At 73.2% G+C, this 16562-nt stretch carries 19 protein-coding genes and 1 pseudogene; 7 read left to right on the top strand and 13 right to left on the bottom strand.

What is annotated here, in order from left to right:
* Positions 1 to 273: 273 nt before the first annotated feature.
* The 3 genes from ACFOW4_RS04490 to ACFOW4_RS04480 all read right to left on the bottom strand — a co-directional run bounded on the left by ACFOW4_RS04490 (position 274) and on the right by ACFOW4_RS04480 (position 3009).
* Positions 274 to 918, bottom strand: a complete 645-nt coding sequence (locus tag ACFOW4_RS04490; protein ID WP_377524716.1) for a response regulator — start codon at positions 916 to 918, stop codon at positions 274 to 276.
* The gene (locus ACFOW4_RS04485) at positions 909 to 2087 is read right to left on the bottom strand and encodes a sensor histidine kinase (protein WP_377524714.1); all 1179 of its coding nucleotides are present in this window, start codon (positions 2085 to 2087) and stop codon (positions 909 to 911) included. The genes ACFOW4_RS04490 and ACFOW4_RS04485 overlap by 10 nt, the downstream gene beginning before the upstream one ends.
* 127 nt (positions 2088 to 2214) lie before the next feature.
* Positions 2215 to 3009, bottom strand: coding sequence for a DedA family protein (locus tag ACFOW4_RS04480; RefSeq protein WP_377524712.1), 795 nt, complete (start codon positions 3007 to 3009; stop codon positions 2215 to 2217).
* On the opposite strand from ACFOW4_RS04480, the gene ACFOW4_RS04475 reads away from it, so the two are divergent.
* The 3 genes from ACFOW4_RS04475 to ACFOW4_RS04465 are packed head-to-tail and all read left to right on the top strand — an operon-like array spanning position 3008 to position 5308.
* A complete protein-coding gene (locus ACFOW4_RS04475; protein ID WP_377524710.1) occupies positions 3008 to 3808 on the top strand; it encodes a nitrilase-related carbon-nitrogen hydrolase in 801 nt (266 codons plus the stop codon). The genes ACFOW4_RS04480 and ACFOW4_RS04475 overlap by 2 nt on opposite strands.
* A gap of 31 nt (positions 3809 to 3839) precedes the next feature.
* The gene (locus ACFOW4_RS04470; RefSeq protein ID WP_377524708.1) at positions 3840 to 4484 is read left to right on the top strand and encodes a phosphotransferase; all 645 of its coding nucleotides are present in this window, start codon (positions 3840 to 3842) and stop codon (positions 4482 to 4484) included.
* Entirely contained in the window at positions 4481 to 5308 is an 828-nt protein-coding gene (locus ACFOW4_RS04465; RefSeq protein ID WP_377524705.1) for an MOSC domain-containing protein, read from the top strand. Before ACFOW4_RS04470 ends, ACFOW4_RS04465 begins: the two co-directional genes overlap by 4 nt.
* A 66-nt stretch (positions 5309 to 5374) precedes the next feature.
* On the opposite strand, the gene ACFOW4_RS04460 is transcribed toward ACFOW4_RS04465, so the two are convergent.
* The 6 genes and pseudogenes from ACFOW4_RS04460 to ACFOW4_RS04435 form a co-directional block, all read right to left on the bottom strand.
* On the bottom strand, positions 5375 to 6835 hold the full coding sequence (locus ACFOW4_RS04460) for a serine/threonine-protein kinase (RefSeq protein ID WP_377524703.1): 1461 nt from the start codon (positions 6833 to 6835) through the stop codon (positions 5375 to 5377).
* A 127-nt stretch (positions 6836 to 6962) separates the two neighbouring features.
* The gene (locus ACFOW4_RS04455; RefSeq protein WP_377524700.1) at positions 6963 to 7166 is read right to left on the bottom strand and encodes a hypothetical protein; all 204 of its coding nucleotides are present in this window, start codon (positions 7164 to 7166) and stop codon (positions 6963 to 6965) included.
* Positions 7167 to 7168: 2 nt separating this feature from the next.
* Entirely contained in the window at positions 7169 to 8233 is a 1065-nt protein-coding gene (locus tag ACFOW4_RS04450; protein ID WP_377524698.1) for a LacI family DNA-binding transcriptional regulator, read from the bottom strand.
* A 111-nt stretch (positions 8234 to 8344) separates the two neighbouring features.
* Positions 8345 to 9186: pseudogene (locus tag ACFOW4_RS04445) on the bottom strand (SAM-dependent methyltransferase).
* A 109-nt stretch (positions 9187 to 9295) separates the two neighbouring features.
* Positions 9296 to 10183, bottom strand: coding sequence for a helix-turn-helix domain-containing protein (locus ACFOW4_RS04440; RefSeq protein ID WP_377524695.1), 888 nt, complete (start codon positions 10181 to 10183; stop codon positions 9296 to 9298).
* Between the two features lie 139 nt (positions 10184 to 10322).
* Positions 10323 to 10562: a DUF397 domain-containing protein gene (locus ACFOW4_RS04435; RefSeq protein ID WP_377524693.1), complete on the bottom strand. Its 240-nt coding sequence runs from the start codon at positions 10560 to 10562 to the stop codon at positions 10323 to 10325.
* 267 nt (positions 10563 to 10829) lie between these two features.
* Here ACFOW4_RS04435 and ACFOW4_RS04430 point away from each other — a divergent pair, with 267 nt between their 5' ends.
* On the top strand, positions 10830 to 11480 hold the full coding sequence (locus ACFOW4_RS04430; protein WP_377524690.1) for a GGDEF domain-containing protein: 651 nt from the start codon (positions 10830 to 10832) through the stop codon (positions 11478 to 11480).
* A 12-nt stretch (positions 11481 to 11492) separates the two neighbouring features.
* Here the strand turns inward: ACFOW4_RS04430 and ACFOW4_RS04425 are convergent, their stop codons facing one another.
* The 4 genes from ACFOW4_RS04425 to ACFOW4_RS04410 form a co-directional block, all read right to left on the bottom strand.
* The gene (locus ACFOW4_RS04425) at positions 11493 to 12503 is read right to left on the bottom strand and encodes a phosphotransferase (RefSeq protein ID WP_377524688.1); all 1011 of its coding nucleotides are present in this window, start codon (positions 12501 to 12503) and stop codon (positions 11493 to 11495) included.
* 65 nt (positions 12504 to 12568) lie between these two features.
* On the bottom strand, positions 12569 to 13042 hold the full coding sequence (locus ACFOW4_RS04420) for an SRPBCC family protein (RefSeq protein ID WP_377524685.1): 474 nt from the start codon (positions 13040 to 13042) through the stop codon (positions 12569 to 12571).
* Positions 13026 to 13370, bottom strand: coding sequence for an ArsR/SmtB family transcription factor (locus ACFOW4_RS04415; RefSeq protein WP_377524683.1), 345 nt, complete (start codon positions 13368 to 13370; stop codon positions 13026 to 13028). Before ACFOW4_RS04415 ends, ACFOW4_RS04420 begins: the two co-directional genes overlap by 17 nt.
* A 90-nt stretch (positions 13371 to 13460) precedes the next feature.
* Complete coding sequence (locus ACFOW4_RS04410) at positions 13461 to 13952, bottom strand: type II toxin-antitoxin system PemK/MazF family toxin (protein ID WP_377524680.1); 492 nt, start codon at positions 13950 to 13952, stop codon at positions 13461 to 13463.
* A gap of 53 nt (positions 13953 to 14005) precedes the next feature.
* On the opposite strand from ACFOW4_RS04410, the gene ACFOW4_RS04405 reads away from it, so the two are divergent.
* The 3 genes from ACFOW4_RS04405 to ACFOW4_RS04395 all read left to right on the top strand — a co-directional run bounded on the left by ACFOW4_RS04405 (position 14006) and on the right by ACFOW4_RS04395 (position 16482).
* Positions 14006 to 14527, top strand: a complete 522-nt coding sequence (locus ACFOW4_RS04405; protein ID WP_377524678.1) for an NUDIX hydrolase — start codon at positions 14006 to 14008, stop codon at positions 14525 to 14527.
* Positions 14528 to 14686: 159 nt separating this feature from the next.
* A complete protein-coding gene (locus ACFOW4_RS04400; RefSeq protein WP_377524675.1) occupies positions 14687 to 15748 on the top strand; it encodes a threonine aldolase family protein in 1062 nt (353 codons plus the stop codon).
* A 32-nt stretch (positions 15749 to 15780) separates the two neighbouring features.
* On the top strand, positions 15781 to 16482 hold the full coding sequence (locus tag ACFOW4_RS04395; RefSeq protein ID WP_377524673.1) for an MOSC domain-containing protein: 702 nt from the start codon (positions 15781 to 15783) through the stop codon (positions 16480 to 16482).
* The last annotated feature ends 80 nt before the right edge of the window (positions 16483 to 16562 follow it).

The raw sequence follows: 16562 nt of genomic DNA, 5'->3' as shown, positions 1-16562 counted from the left end.
CGTCAGGGTATGTAACGACGCCGGGCCGGCCCCGATTCCGCCACCGGGATGCCACCGGTCACAGCCCAAAACGCCCACACCGGGCGGGGAGTGCGGGCCGGAACCGTAAACCCGACCTCGCATACCGGACACACCGACCAAACACGTCGGGGCCGACCGCAAGACCCGGCGGTGATCCACTCGGCTTCCTGCAAGTCGGGGCATCCCGCGACCCGGACACCCCGACATCAAGGAAACCGAGTCGATCACGCAGAACCCACAGGCCAGACGCGGTCAGGGGGCGAGATAGCGCAGCACCGCGAGAATGCGGCGGCTGTAGCCCGTTCCGTGTGACAGGTCGAGCTTGTCGAAGATCGTGTTGACGTGCTTCTCGACCGCGCTGACCGACACGTGCAGCCGCTGGGCGATGGCCGGGTTCGTGTGGCCCTGGGCCATCAGGTGCAGCACGTCGCGTTCGCGCGGGGTGAGCCGGGCGAACGGGTCGGTGCGGTCGGAGCCGGCCACCACCTGGCGGACCACCTCCGGGTCGAGCGCCGTCGCGCCGGCAGCTACCCGGTCCAGCGCGTCGAGGAAGTCGTCGACCTGGGCGACGCGGTCCTTGAGCAGGTAGCCGACTCCCTCGGGGCGGTCGGCGAGGAGGCGGGTGGCGTAGCGCTTCTCGACGTACTGCGAGAGTACGAGGACACCGGTGGCGGGCCAGCGCCGGCGGATCTCCAGCGCGGCGCGCAGGCCGTCGTCGGTGTGGGTGGGTGGCATCCGGACGTCGGTGACGACGACGTCGGGCCGCTCCCGTTCGACGGCCGCCACGAGCGCGTCGGCGTCGCCCACCGCTGCGGCGACCTCGTGTTCCTCCTCGGCGAGCAGCCGCGTCAGGCCCTCGCGCAGCAACGTCGAGTCTTCGGCGAGGACTATCCGCACGGCAGTTCCGCCAGCACCGTGGTCGGGCCGCCGGGCGGGCTGGTCACGCGCAGCCGGCCGTCCAGCGCGGCGACCCGCCGGGCCAGCCCGGACAGGCCACGGCCGTCCGGGTCCGCGCCGCCCGTGCCGTCGTCGTGCACGCGCATCCGGACCCAGCCCTCCCGTACGCCGATCTCGACGGTGACCAGGGTAGCGGCGGCGTGTTTCGCGGCGTTGGTGAGCGCCTCGCAGGCTACGAAGTAGAGCACCGTCTCGATCTGCCGGTGCGGGCGTACCGGCAGGTCGCAACGGATCCGCACCGGCACCTCGGAGCGGCGGGCGACGATGCCGAGCGCATCGCCGAGGTCGCCGTCGTCCAGCGACGACGGGTAGACGCGCCAGGCCACCTCGCGTAACTCCTCGACGGCCCGTTGCGCGTCCTCGTGCGCCTGCGTGAGCAGGGCGCGGGTGCGTTCGGCGTCCCGGGAGCGCCGGGCCCGGCCGAGCAGCATGCCGAGGGCGACGAGCCGCTGTTGGAGGCCGTCGTGCAGGTCGCGTTCGATGCGCTGCCGCTCGGCGTCCACCGCGGCGATGACGTCGGCGCGGCTGGTGGCCAACTCCCGGACCCGCTCCTCCAACCGTGCCCGGGGTCCGGGGCCGAGCAGCCGCCGGGCCAGCCGGACGTCCAGCGCGGCCACGCTGGCCAGGGCCTGGAGGTTGAGCAGTAGCAGCACCCCGCCGACCACGACCTGAGTCAGCACGTCGGCGAGACTCAACGTCCCGCGTGCCGCGGCGTTCAGCACGATGGCGGCCAACGCGAGGCCGACGGCCAGCACGGCGTAGGCCAGCAGGCCCAGCGCGCCGGGCAGCAGCCGCGCCGCGAGGTAGCCCAGGTGTCGGCGGACGGGCGCGGCGGCCGGTGCGGGCAGTTCACCGGCGGCGAGCAGCCCGATCAGTCGGTGACGCTCCAGCCGCACCAGCCGCGCGCCGGTGCGCCGTACCGCGTCGTCGACCGGCCGACGGGAAGACGGCGTGAGCGCCGCCCCGACGACCGCGAGGGCGGCGCCGAACAGGAAGGCCAGTTCGACGACGGCCGTCAGCACGCCGGCGGCGACGCCGATCGGCACCCGAACCCGGGTCCGCCACCGGCCCGCCCGGTGACCGTCCACCAGCCGCTCCCCCACCGCCACCGCTCTCTCCCCCTGCCGGCCCGCCGTGCCACCGCCCGTCCGCCAACGCGGGACGTCCATGCTGACCTCTGCGCGCCGGGCCGTACAGCGGGTGCCCGCCCGTGGTCGGCCCACCGTCGGAGCCGGACTAGCGCTCGTCCGGGGCCCACGAGCCGCCACGGTAGAGGGTGCCGCGGCCGCCCGGGTCGGGGACTCCGTGGCTGGCGCCCATGTCGCCGGGTGAGCGGGAATCGTCCGCCTCCGGACTGCGGCCGGCTCGCCGGGCCCGCAGCAGTCGGGAGCCGACGAACCAGGCGACGGCCGCCACGCAGACCACGATGACCACGTTCTGCAGCGTGCCCACGTACCCCTCGACCAGGTGCCAGTTGTCGCCGAGCAGGTAGCCGGCCAGCACGAACGTGGTGTTCCAGATCAGGCTGCCCAGCGTCGTGTAGAGCAGGAACGTGGTGACCGGCATGCGTTCCACGCCGGCCGGGATGGAGATCAGGCTGCGGAAGATGGGGATCATCCGGCCGAAGAAGACGGCCTTCACGCCGTGGCGGAGGAACCACGCCTCGGTGCGGTCCACGTCGCTGAGCTTCACCAGCGGCAGCCGGGCCACGATGGCCCGCATCCGGTCCCGGCCCAGGGAGGCACCGATCAGGTAGAGCGCCAGCGCGCCCAGCACCGAGCCGAGGGTGGTCCAGACGATCGCGCTGACCACGCTGATCCGGCCCTGCGCGGCCACGAAACCGGCCAGCGGCAGGATCACCTCGCTGGGGATCGGCGGGAACAGGTTCTCCAGCGCGACCGCCAGGCCCGCGCCCGGTCCGCCGAGTCGTTCCACCAGGTCGCTGACGAAGCCGACCATTTCGCCCTGGGGCGGTTCGGCCGCTGCGGTGGGGGTACCGGTGGCGAGCACGGCGTGCGACGTTCGAATCATGGCTCCACGCTACGAACTGATCCTGAGAGTCGACCATGAGGCTGACCGCCCGGCCGCGCCGGTGGACCGCACCGGCGGGGGTGCGGAAAACCGCACCCCGCTGCGGCTCGCCGTGGCGCAGCCGGCGTGCGTACCCCGCAATGTCGCGGCGAACGCGCGCGGGCACGCCGCCGCGGTCCGCGCGGCGGGCGCCCGGGTGGTGCTCTTTCCCGAGCTGTCGCTGACCGGGTACGAGCTGGACGCCCCGGTCGTGGCGGTGGACGATGCGCGGTTGGCGCCGCTGGTCGGGGCGTGCGGCGAGACGGGCACGCTGGCCCTGGCCGGTGCGCCGGTCGCCGGGGAGCACGGGCAGCGCGGGGAGCACATCGGCACGCTCGCCGTCACCGGCGCTGGCGTGACGGTGGCGTACCGGAAGATGTGGCTGGGTGAGGTCGAGGCCCGCCGGTTCCGGCCGGGCGACGCGCCGGCGGTGCTGACCGTCGACGGGTGGCGGCTCGGGCTGGCGATCTGCAAGGACACCGGCGTCGCCGCGCACGCGGCCCGCACCGCCGCGCTCGGCGTCGACGGCTACCTGGCGTCCGTCCTGGAACACGCGCGGGACGCGGCCGTGCCGGACGAGCGGGCGCGGCGGATCGCCACCGCGCGCCGGCTCTTCGTGGCGGTGGCGAGCTTCGCCGGCTCGACGGGCGGCGGCTACACGGCGGCGGCCGGTCGGTCCGCCGTCTGGACCCCGACGGGCGACGTGCTGGGGCGGGCGGGCGACGCCCCGGGCGACCTGGTCCGGGTGCGGCTGCGCTGAGCGGGTTGGTACGGCTGGTTAGGGTGGCGGCATGATCGACCCGGTGCTGATCGCCGCCGGCTTCACCGCCGACATCTACGCGATCGACGAGGGGCGGGTGCTGCGCCGCTACCGTGACGGCGGCGACACCAGCGGCGAGGCGGCGTTGATGCGGCACCTGCACGACCTGGGCTATCCGGTCCCTCGGGTGCACGAGGCCGCCGGGCCCGATCTGGTGCTGGATCGGCTGCACGGGCCCACCCTGGCCGATGCGGTCATCAGCGGCGGGACGGAGCTGCGGTCCGCCGCGCGGGTCCTCGTCGGGCTGCTCCGTCGGCTGCACGCGCTGCCAGCGCGGCACGGGACCGACCCCGATCGGATCCTGCACCTCGACCTGCACCTGTTCAACGTGATGCTGACCCAGGGCGGCCCGATGGTGATCGACTGGTGCAACGCGTCGGAGGGGCCGCCCGGTCTCGACCTCGCCATGACCGCGGTGATCATCGCCGAGACCGCCACCGACCCGGCGTCCGAGCACGCCGAACTGGCCCGGGATCTCCTGGCCGCGTACCTGGTCGAAGCCGGGCCACTGGTCTGCCTGTCCGGGGCAGTCGAGCTGCGGTCGGCTCAGGGACCGCTCGGCCCGGCGCGGATGGCCGAGGTGGAGGGGCTGATCCGGGCGATGGTCGCCGGATGACCGGGCGGCTGGTGGGGGTGTGGCGCTACCCGGTGAAGTCGCTGCTCGGCGAGGCGCTGCTGGCCTCCGAGGTGGACCCGGCGGGGCTCACCGGCGACCGAGCGCTGGCCCTGCTGGACGGGGTCACCGGTCGGGTGGCGAGCGCGAAGCAGCCACGCCACTGGCGTTCGCTGCTCACGATGCGGGCCGCCGGCGCGGCACCCGGTCCGGTACGGATCACGCTGCCCGACGGGGGCGAGGTGTCGAGCGCCCACGCCGACGTGGACGCGGCGCTCAGCGCGGTCGTGGGCCGCCCGGTGACGCTCGTCGACGTCGTACCCCCGGGCGCCACGCTGTTGCGGGCTCACCCGGACGCGGTCCTGGCCGCGGGTGTCGCCGCTGAGGTGCCGGCAGACGAGAGCCGGCTCGGCGCCGTGGTGCCCGGCACCTTCTTCGACTTCGCCCCCGTCCACCTGGTCACCACCGCGACCCTGGACCGGATCGCCGCCGCATTGCCCACCGACGCCGGGACCGTGGACCGCTACCGGCCCAACCTGGTGCTGGACACGCCCGCTGACGCCTTCGCCGAGAACGGCTGGGTCGGTCGCGAGCTCCGCATCGGTCGGGAGCTGGTGCTCGTCGTGCTCGCCCCCAGGCCCCGCTGCGCGGTGCCAACGCTCGCGCACGGCACGCTTCCTCGGGAGACCGACGCGCTGCGGGTGCCGGCCCGACTGAACCGGGTCGAACCGCTACCGGGCCTGGGCCCGCAGCCCTGCGTCGGCGCGTACGCCCGGGTGGTCCGGGCTGGGCGGGTCGAGCTGGGCGACGCCGTCACGCTGGACTGAGACCGCGTCATCGCCGCCGGACGTGTCCGGGGCGGATGCCGCCGCTGGTGGGGGCGGGGCGGGTGCTCAGTTGTCGTTGCGGCCGGTGGTGAATTGGCTGGCCTGGGTGAGCAGGGCGTCGAGCTCGGCGCCGGTGTCCGCCGGGATCCGCCTCCGGTCGACCCCTTCGGCGATGCGTTCCCGCAGGTCGGCGATGCGCTTGGCGCGGTCCTTCGTGCGGCGGTTCAGGTCGTTCAGGTCGCCGCGCAGGTCTTCGGCGGTCATCCGGTCGATGTCACCGCGGGCCTGCGCCCGGGCGAGCACCGTGTAGAACTCGTCGGTCACCTGCCGCAGGCTCACCGGCACCGGCCGGCCGGTGGGCGGCGGTGCGCTGCTGGTGGAGGGTGACGGAGGTGGCGTCGTCGGCTCGGCCGCGCTGCTCGGTGGCGGCGTCGCTGGGGTCGTGGTGGTGACGGGGACGGCGCCCGGGGACGAGCCCGGGTCGTCGTCGCCGTTCTGCGCGAACAGCACGCCGAGGCCGACGACGCCGGCCAGGGCGGCGGCGGTCAGGACGGCGAGGGGTCGGCGGGAGCGCCGGCGGGGGCGTGGAGGCGTTGGGCGGGGGCCGACGGGCGGGCGTTCGATCAGGGTCGGCGGGTGCGCCGGCCCCTTCGGCCGGAGCGCGGTCAGCAGCTGGGTCGGCGGCTCGACCGGTTGGCCGGCGCCGAACCTGGTGGCCAGTTGCGCCGCGGTGGGTCGGCGGGCCGGGTCGGCCGCGAGGCAGGCCAGGGTGAGCTCGGCGATGTCGGCGGGCAGGCCGGCCACCCGCAGCGGCGGCACCGGCGTGTGTCGCCGGTGCACCTCCAGCGCGTCCTCCCAGGTCTGCACGGGCAGCGGGGTCTGCCCGGTGAGGGTGCGGTAGAGCAGCACGCCGAGGGCGTACACGTCGCTGGCCGGGTTCGGCGGCCCGTCGGCCAGCCGCTCTGGGGCGAAGTAGGCGGGCGTACCCATCAGCGGCTCGCCGGTCTGGGCGGCGAGCGGGTGGTGCGGCCCACCGAGGGCGGCGATGCCGAAGTCGAGCACCTTGGCGCCGGTGTCGGTGAGCATCACGTTGCCCGGCTTGACGTCGCGGTGCACGACCCCGATGCGGTGCGCGGCGGCCAGCGCGGCGGCGATCTGCCCGGCCACCCGCACCGCCTCTGGCCAGGGCAGCGGGCCGAGGCGCAGCCGGTCGGCCAGGTTGTGCCCGTCGACCAGCTCCATCACCAGGTACGGCACCACCGTGCCGCCGGTCAGGGTCGCCTCGCCGTAGTCGTACACCTGGGTGACGTGCGGATGGGTGAGCCGGGCGGCCGCACGGGCCTCCCGCTGGATGGTGGCCCGCAGCTGCGGATCGGCGGCGAGCTTGCCCGCGAGCACCTTCACCGCCACCGGCCGGCCGAGCACCTCGTCGTCGGCCCGCCACACCTCGGACATGCCGCCCAGACCGATCCGCTCGTGCAGCACGTAGCGGTCGTGTAGACGGAGGGTGGGTGTGAACGGGGACATGGCTCCCCAGTTTGCCTGGCCGGAACGGATCATGCCCACCCGAGGTGCCCGGTCCGGGGCGGCTCGTCCCCCGGCTAGCCGAATGACCGGAGCGGGGGTGGCGAGGGCCACGGCCTGCGAGGCTCGGTCAGGAGCAGCGCGGGGCGGCCGGCAGCGGCCGGGGCTGGATCCGGTCGGCGAGCCGACGCAGGGCGCGGGCGGTGGCCTGCCGGGTGGGGGCCAGCAGCGCCGGACTTGGGCGCTCGGGACGCACCGGGGCGTCCGGACGGGCCGAGTTGACGTGTCGGGTGACCGCGTCGAGCGCGGTGAAGTAGCCGGTCGGGTGTTCCATGGTCAACTCCTCGGGACAGGTCCGGTGGAGGTCCGGACGACGAGTGCGGTGGGTAGCAGCACATGACCGGCGGTCGGCTCGGCGGGCGGATCGAGCAGCAGTTCCCCCGCGATGCGGCCCTTCTCCTCGGCCGGTTGCCGGACGGTGGTGAGGCCGGCCGCCGCGGCCTCGGGGATGTCGTCGAACCCGGTCACCGAGATCGACGGACGGTCGGCGGCCGGTCGCGCGTCCAGCGCGTCCAGGACGCCGAGGGCCAGCACGTCGGAGCCGGCCAGCACGGCGGTGGGCGGCTCCGGCCGGTCCAACACCGTGGTGACGGCCGCGGCGCCGGCCGCGCGGCTGTTGCCGGGTGCGTTGAGGATGGTCAGCTCCGACCAGTGGACTCCGACCTCGGCGAACGCGTCGGCGAATCCGGCGAGCCGGCCGTGGGTGGTCGGGTTCGACACCTCGTGCACTCCGGACAGGGTCAGCGGGCCGGTCCCCGCGTCGGGGAGCACGGTGTCGGCGAGCAGGGCCACCCGGCGGTGGCCGAGGCCGGCCACGTGCGCGGCGACGGCGTGCGCGGCGGTCCGCTCGTCGATGCCGACGAACCGGTCGTCCGGACCGGCGTCGTCGCGGGCGATCGTGCTGACGAACGGCAGCCCCCGCTCCCGGATGACGTCCAGCGCCCACTGCTCGTCGCCCACGCAGTAGACGCAGAAGCCGTCGACGGCGGCGTTCTCCACCACGCGCCGCGCCTCGGTCTCGGCGGTCGGCAGCGGCACCAGCAGGATGGTGGCGTCGTGGCGTTCGGCCGCCCCGCTCACCCCCGCGAGGAAGCGGACGGCGAACGGGTCGGTGAAGGCGTACGAGAGTTTCGAGGTGAACAGCACCCCGATCGAGCCGACGAAGCCCCGGCGCAGCGACCGGGCGGTGGGGTTGGGGCCCGGGTAGCCGAGCTGCCGGGCGGCGTCGAGGATCCGCTCGCGCAGTGCGGCGGAGAGCTGGTCGGGGCGGCTGTAGGCGTTGGACACGGTGCTTCGCGATACGCCCACGGCGTCCGCCACGGCCTGCAGTGTCGGCTTCACCCGCACCCCTCTGGATCGATTTAGTCTGGATCGATACAGAGACTAACCCGACCCGTCGGCGTCGGTCAATACGAATCGGGTCGACGGTGCCCGGGTGCCGGCGGGCCCAGGTCAGGGCAGCCTGGCCACCCCGCCGTACATGCTGACCTCGACCACCGAGGGACGCGGCTGGGGCTCGGCCTCGGCCCGCCACTCGGCGACCGAGGTGATGCCCGGCTCGACCACGTCCAGGTCGGCGAAGAAGCGGGTGAGCTCCGCCAGACTGCGCAGGTTGATCACGCCGTGCGGGCCACGGCCCTTGGCCGCCGCCCTGGCCTCCTCGGCGATGTGCGGCGGGAGGTAGTCGTGGGTGGCGTGCGAGGCGGCCAGGTAGCTGCCCGGCGGCAGCGCGTCGAGCAGCCGACGCACCAGCGCGTACGGGTCGTCGCCGTCGGGAACGAAGTGCAGGATCGCCACCAGCATCAACCCGACCGGCTGGGACAGGTCGATGGTGCGCAGCAGGTCCGGGTGGCTGAGGATCTTGTCCGGCTCGCGCAGGTCGGCGTCGATGTAGGCCGTGGCGCCCTCGGCGAGCTGGTCAGCAGCGCGCGGGCGTGGGCCAGCACGATCGGGTCGTTGTCGACGTAGACCACCCGGGACTCCGGGGCGACGGCCTGGGCGACCTCGTGGGTGTTGTTGGCGGTCGGGATGCCGGTGCCGATGTCGAGGAACTGCCGGATGCCGGCCTCGCGGGCCAGGTAGCCCACCGCACGCTGGAGGAAGCGGCGGTTCTCCAGGGCCGACGTGCGGATGGTCGGGAAGGCGGCCGCCATGGCGTCGCCGGACTCCCGGTCGGCCTGGAAGTTGTCCTTGCCACCCAGCCAGTAGTTGTACCGGCGGGCCGGGTGCGGGACCGAGGTGTCGATCCGGTCGCTCGGAGAGCCGGTGGTCGTACCCGGAGCATCGGTGGTCAAGGCTGCCTCCACGACTCTGCGCGCACCACGTCGGTAGCGTCCGTCCACTGTCGCCAGTCCGGGACCATGGTAGTGCGAGCCGGAGCCCCTCCGGTGCCCCGGGCGGCGCTCACCGGGGGTAGAGCTCGTCCAGCAGCCGGCCGAGGATCTCCGCCGTACGCTCCGGCGGCTCGGCCTCGACGCAGAGCCGTTCCATGGCCACCGCGTAGTAGTCCAGGTCGTCGCGCTTGTCCAGGTAGATGGCGCTGGTCAACTGTTCGATGTAGACGATGTCGGGCAGCTCCTGGTCGCCGAAGCGCAGGATGGTGAAGGCACCACCGGCGGCGGCGTGCCCACCGGCGGCGAACGGGATGACCTGGAGCCGGACGTTCGGCAGCTTGGTCGCCTCGATCAGGGCGGTCAACTGGCCGCGCATCACCTCGGTGCCGCCGATCGGTCGGCGCAGCGCCGCCTCGTCCACCACCGCCCAGAGCTGTGGCGGGTTGTCGCGGTGCAGCAGTTGCTGACGCTGCATCCGCAGAGCCACCCGCCGGTCGATCTCCGCCGCACCGGCCGCGCCGTGCCCGAGCAGCACGACGGCTCGGGCGTACTCCCGGGTCTGCAGCAGCCCGGGCACGAACTGCACCTCGTAGCTGCGGATCAGCGCTGCTGCCGCCTCCAGGCCGAGGTACGACTGGAACCAACTGGGCAGCACGTCGCCGTACCGGTGCCACCAGCCGGGGCTGTTGGCGTCCCGGGCGAGCTTGAGCAGCGCCTCGCGCTCCTGCTCGTCGGTCACGCCGTAGAGGGTGAGCAGGTCCGCTACGTCGCGTTCCTTGAAACCGACCCGGCCCAGCTCCATGCGACTGATCTTGGACTCGGAGGCCCGGATCTCCCAGCCGGCACCCTCGCGGGTCACGCCGCTGGACTCCCGCAGCCGGCGCAACTGGGTGCCGAGCAGCATGCGCAACACGGTCGGCCCGGTCGTCGGGCCGCCCTCGGCGGGAACCATCGTCACGTGCGGACCTCCGGATGCCGACGCATCGTGGCCGTGCACCCCGGCCCGGCCGACGTGTAAGCATGCCATGGACCGACAGTGAGGTGAACTCCTCCGACCGGTGGACAGGTCCCGTCCGCGGGACGGTGCGGAGCGACGCTCAGTTGATCAGATGATCGAAGTCGCCGTCCCGGGCGCCGAGCACGAATGCCGCGATCTCGTCCACCGTGTAGATCAGCGCTGGCCCCTCGGGGTGGCGCGAGTTGCGCATCGCGATGCCGGCGCCGCCGGGCAGCTCGGCGAGCTCGACGCAGTTGCCGCTCGGGTTGCTGCGGCGGCTCTTCTGCCAGCTCAGCGGGGGCAACTGATGGATCGGAACGCCGTTCGGTGGCTGCTGCATGTGGGCGTCTTTCTGCTCACGAGCCCGCCGGTGTGCCGTGGGAGGAGCGGTGCGGCGAGGGGGCGGTATCGACATCGGACGGTGCTGCACGTGCATCTGCTATTGCATCTGCACCGCACGGCGAGCATGATAACGCACGTGCTCGGTGTTGATCCGTTCACGTTGAGTGACCCCGATGGGGGCAACGACCAGGGAAAACTGGGCCCGACGCGGCGTCCGCGCCGCGCCGGCCGAGGGCTGGAGGCGGTCGCGCCAATGGGAGGGTTCGTGCCGGATCCGATGAGTGTCGCCTCCGGCATCTGCGCTGCGGGCGCGCTGCTCTCCTCCTGGCAGCTCCGCCGCCGGGCGCTGCGCGCCGAGGCGGAGATCGGTCACCTCCAGGCCGAGCTGGCCGCCGAGCGGCACGCCGCCAGCCACGACCCACTCACCGGGCTGCCCAACCGGCGCGCCTTCTACCGCCTGGCGGCGACCCTGCTCACCGACGCGGCCGGGCGGCCGCTGATCGCCGTCGTGCTCGACCTCGACGACTTCAAGCTGATCAACGACCGGTACGGGCACGCCGCGGGCGACCAGGTCCTGATCAGTGTCGCGGAACGCCTCGCCGCGTTCGCCGGTGACAACCTGGTCGCCCGGCTCGGCGGCGACGAGTTCGCCGGGCTGCTCGCCAGCCCGACCGTGGACCGGCGGTGGATCGAGCACGCCTCCCGGCGACTCACCGAGATGCTGGCCGCACCGATCCCGCTGGGCAGTCGCAGCGTCCGGGTGACCGCGTCGGTCGGGCTCGCCCCGGTGACCGGCCCGGGGCAGCTCACCGAGGCACTGAGCCGCGCCGACGAGGCGATGTACCAGGCGAAGAGTCTGGGCACCTCCCGGGCACCCCGGCAGCTCGTCGACACTGCACGCCTGGCGGAGTGCTGACCGGTACGGGCGTCAACGCGACCGGTCGAGGTCGCGCAGGGCCGACGTGGCCAGGGTGACCAGGCCGTCGGGCGACACCAGGCCACGCACGATGCGTACCGCGAAGGACCGGTCGGCCGCGCTGGCGTCCGGGTCCAGGGCCTGGCGCGTCCAGTCACTGAGGTCGTCGAGCGCGCGGACCGCGAGGAACCAGGCCAGCCGCGCCGGATCGACGTCGACCGCGCCGTAGCCGGCGAGCGCGGCGGCCTGCTGCTCGCCGGTGACCGGCGCGAAGGCGAGCACCCCGCCGAGGATGAACATCAGGTCGCACTCGCGGGGGGCGAGGACCGCGTCGTCCCAGTCGATCAGCCAGACCTGGCCGTCCGGCCCGAGCAGCAGGTTGCCCAGGTGCGGGTCGCCGTGGCAGACCACCGCCGGACCCGGACGGTCGCGCACCTCGACGGCGAGGCGCTCGACCGCACGGATCAACGCCGCCACCGGGTCGGCCACCGAAGCCCACACCTCCGCCAGCTCCGCGACCGCGCCGGCCCGGCCCGGGTCGCGCAGCCGTCCGGCCTGCGCGCGGGTCGCCGTCAGGATGCGCTGGTACGTCCCACCACCACGCGGCAGCAGCTCGGCCAGGTCGTCGGTGACCGCCGCCGCGTGCACCGCGGCCAGCACCTCGCCGTACGCGCGCCAGTGCGCAAGCGTCATCGCGCCACCGAGCGCGCGCTCGTCGGAGACCCACGGCACCACGGAGAGGCGGCGGCCCTCGCGCCTGCTGTACAGCCGCCCGTCACGGGTGGGCAGCGGCGCGGCCACGCCCCGCACGCCCTGCCCGGCCAGGTGGGCGGTGACGAGCAACCCGGCCGGGGTGCCGCCACCGCTCAACTTGACCGCGTATCCGGTGCCGTCGACGGCCCGCGCCCGCCACAGCCGTGCCTGCTGGTCAGCGCCGTGGGTCACCGGCTCCAGCGCGTCCAGCTCGATGCCGAAGTCCTCGCGGACCCAGGTGGACACCGACGGGCTCGGGTCGTCGATCACACGGTGACCGTGCCACCGCTCGGGCGGGCCAAGCCACCGAATATGTGGCACCGTGCGTTCCCGGATCAGACCAGCGTGGCCAGGTGCCGCTCGAGGGCGGCGTACGACTCGGCCGCACCCTGGGCCATGCCGGAGTCGACCATGCCGTCGCGCTCCTGCTTGGTGTCGAAACGGCTGGTGCCGGTGACAACGGTCTGACCGTCGCGCTCGGTGAAGACCAGGGTCTCCACGGCCACGTGCCCCGGCATACCCTCGAACTCGAAGGTCTGCACGATCCGCTCCGGCACCACGATCTCCCGGAACTCGCCACGGAAGGCGTAGTCGTTGCCGTCCTTGGCGTGCTCGACGAAGCGGTAGCGCCCACCCTCACGGAAGTCGATCTCGACGTCGAGCGGGTTGCCGCGCCCCCACCACCGCTTCAGGTGCTCGGCCTGGGTGTGCGCGGCGTAGACCAGCTCGCGCGGCGCGTCGAAGGCACGGGTGAGGGTGACCTCCCGGTCGGACGGGAGGTCGAGCATGAGGTCACCGATCTGAGTCATCGCTGTTCTCCTTCAGGTCTCGCAGGTAGTCGTCCAAGGTGTCGTAACGCTCGTCCCAGAGCCGCCGGTACTGCTCGACCCACTCGGCGAGCGTGCGCAGCGGCGCCGGGTCCAACCGGCACCGGCGCCACTGCGCCTCCCGGGTACGGACGATCAGCCCGGCCCGCTCCAGCACGGTGAGGTGCTTGGAGATGGCCTGGACGCTGATCGGGAACGGCTCCGCCAGCTCGTTGACGGTCGCCTCGCCGGCGGCCAGCCGGGCCAGGATGGCCCGCCGGGTCGGGTCCGCGAGGGCGGCGAAGACGGTGCTGATCTGATCTGCTGCCATCCCTCCCTCTCAACCATCTGGTTTATCAACCGATAGGTTGAATATACAGCCCAGGTCACCCACGTCAAGGTTCTTCTGAGGTTCTTACTGTCAGCGCCAGCCGTAGCCCGCGCGTAGCGCCTGCCCCACCCGGTCGAAGCGGGGGCGGTCCAGCACGGCACCCTCGCGGCGGATGCTGTCCTCGCGCATGGTGAGCACCCGGTCCAGCCGTACCCAGCTCGGCCGGTTGTCCCGGTCCCACTCTCCCGGCCCCAGCGCCAGCCAGTGCCGCTGCCCGTCCCGCTCGCTCTGACTGGAGAGCATCAGCCCGAACAGGGTGCGGCTGTGCCGGCCGACGACCAGCACCGGCCGGTCCTTGCCCTGCCGAGGGTCGTCCTCGTACGGCACCCAGGTCCAGACGATCTCACCCGGGTCCGCCTGTCCGTCGCGCTCCGGCGCGTAGGTCAGCTCGCGCCGCTGCAACGCGCTCACCTGACGCCGTCGGGCCACCTGGGCCGGCGCGGGCCCGGAACGCCGGGGCGACGGAACCACCGCGCCCACCCGAGAGATGCGCGCCGCCACATTCCTCAACAGACCAGCCACGGCGGGCAGCCTACCCGCCCCCAACCGGACGGCCGGACGGGCAGACTGGTGCGGTGCATCCGATCGAGCTGCCCCGCGACCTGCCCATCATCGAGCGGCGCGCGGTGCGGGTGGTGGTCCTCGATGCCGCCGACCGGGTGCTGCTGTTCCACACCCGCGACCCCGACCATCCCCGGCTCGGCACCTGGTGGGAGCTGCCCGGCGGCGGCATGGACCCCGAGGAGACGTACCGGGACACGGCGGTGCGCGAGCTGCGCGAGGAGACCGGCATCGCGGTCCACGCCGGGCAGGTCGGTGCGCCGACCTGGCGGCGGCGGGCCAGCTTCCTGCACCGCCAGCTCCGCCATCTTCAGGACGAGGTGGTCGTCGCGGTGCGGCTGGACGGTCCCGGGCCGGACGTGGACGAGACACACCGGCTCGACTACGAGCGGGAGGACTACTTCGGCTTCCGCTGGTGGCCGGTGTCCGAGGTGGTGGCCAGCCGGGCCCGCTTCTATCCGGGGCAGCTCCCCCGGCTGATCACGCCCTTCCTGGCCGGCGAGGAGATCGACGAGCCGTTCGAGCTGTTCTCCTGATCGGGTGCCCGCGTGCTCCTGTCGAGCTGCCCCAGATGTGGGGCGCGAGGAGAAGGCATGCTATTGCCAAGGTATTGCAACAAGGTAGGCTTCCTCCCCCGTGAAGCCTGGCCGACCCGCAGTTCGGGGCACGGTCCGTTCTGATTGGATCACCCCGCCATGGCCGTGCAGCGTTCCCTGTTCCTGCATTCGGACCTGCGTCGTCAGCCGTACGAAATGCTGCGGTCGATGCTGGACCAGGTCGCTCCCAACACACCGCCCAACGGGCCGGACGGACCGGTGGCCACCCTCGAACGACGGATGGCATCGCTGCTCGGCACGGACGACGCCCTGCTCTTTCCGTCCGGCACCATGGCGCAGCAGGTCGCCCTGCGCATCCACGCCGACCGGCGACATCGTCGGGCCTTCGCCGCCCACCCGCAGAGCCATCTGGAGGTCTGGGAGCATCGGGGGTACAGCGTCGTGCACGGCTTGCGCTGCCACCCGGTCGGCGATCGGCACCGGCTGATGACCCTCGCCGACCTGTCCGCCGCTGCCGAGGAGCCGCTCGCTGCGGTGGTCTGGGAGCTGCCACAACGTGACATCGGCGGCCTGCTTCCGGAGTGGGACGACCTCCGCGCACAGACCGCGGCGATGCGCGACCGCGGCGCCGCCATCCACCTCGACGGCGCGCGGCTGTGGGAGGCTCAGACGTACTACGCGCGGCCGTTCGCCGAGATCACCGCCCTGTTCGACACCGTGTACGTCTCGCTGTACAAGGGACTGCAGGGCACCGGTGGCGCGGTCCTCGCCGCGGACGCTGCCACCGTCGCCGAGGCCCGGGTGTGGCGCCGCCGGCTCGGTGGCGACGTCTACGACGCCTGGCCGATGGCGCTCGCCGCGTTGCACGGCCTGGACACCGTGCTGCCCCGGCTGTCGGCCCATCGTGACCACGCGGTGGCGATCGCCGCCGCCGTCAACGCTGACGGCGTGGCCCGCGCGTTCCCGGACCCACCGCAGACGCCGCTGTTCCACGTCCACCTTCCCGTCGGTCCGGAAGCCGCGATGCGGGCGGCCCACGACATGCTCACCGGCACCGGCGTGGAGCTGTTCGGCCGCATCCGGTCGGCACCGGATCCCGACCGGTGCTCGTTCGAAGTGAGCGTCGGCGAGAACGCCATGGCGATCACCGCCGACGAGGCCGTCGCGTTCATCCGCGAACTGGTGGGGCGCGCCACGTGAGGGCGACGGATGCGAGAGCGGCCTCGACCAGGGTGGCCGAGATCCGAAGGTTCCCGATCAAGTCCTTGCTCGGCGAGCAACTCGACTCTGTCGACATCGCCGATCGTGGACTGGCCCGGGACCGAGAGTGGGCGGTCCGTGACCGTGACGGCAAGCTGGGCAGCGGCAAGAACACCCGCCGCTTCCGACGCATGCCCGGCCTGCTCAAGCTCCGCAGCCACGGCGCCGGCCCAGTGCCCACCGTCGAACTACCGGACGGAGGGACATTCGCCGCCGACGACCCCGCTGGCCACGCGGCTGTCAGCCAGGCCCTCGGCCGGCACGTCACCATCGAGCCCGAGACCGACGTCCCACACCACGACGAGGGACCGGTCAGTGTGATCACCATCACCACGGCCGCCCTGCGTCAGCTCGCGACGGTGATCGGGGCACCGGTCGACCCGTCCAGATTCCGCGCCAACCTGCTGCTCGACGTACCCGGCGTCGGCTTTCCCGAGGATGACTGGCTCGATCACCACCTGCACCTCGGTCCGGCGGTCGTCCTCCGGCCACGCGCGCTGCAGACCCGCTGCGTCATGATCGACATGGCGCACGGTGACCTGCCCGAGCATCGCGATCTCCTCAAGACGGTCGCCGAGCACCACGACATGACGTTCGGCGTGTGGGCGACCGTCGTCCGTCCCGGCCGTGTCGCCGTCGACGACATTCTCACCCTCACCCCCGCGGTGCGCTGACGCGACGATCTTCCCGTCCGGCCGGAGTTTCGTCGAGTGGGCTCCGGACGCTGCCATGCCCCGGTGACGCGGTTCGGGCA

This window comes from Micromonospora sp. GCM10011542 (assembly GCF_042650685.1).
In the GTDB taxonomy this organism is placed as follows: domain Bacteria; phylum Actinomycetota; class Actinomycetes; order Mycobacteriales; family Micromonosporaceae; genus Micromonospora.
Note: the sequence above shows the minus strand (reverse complement) of the source record. Positions and strands in the feature narration are given on the sequence as shown.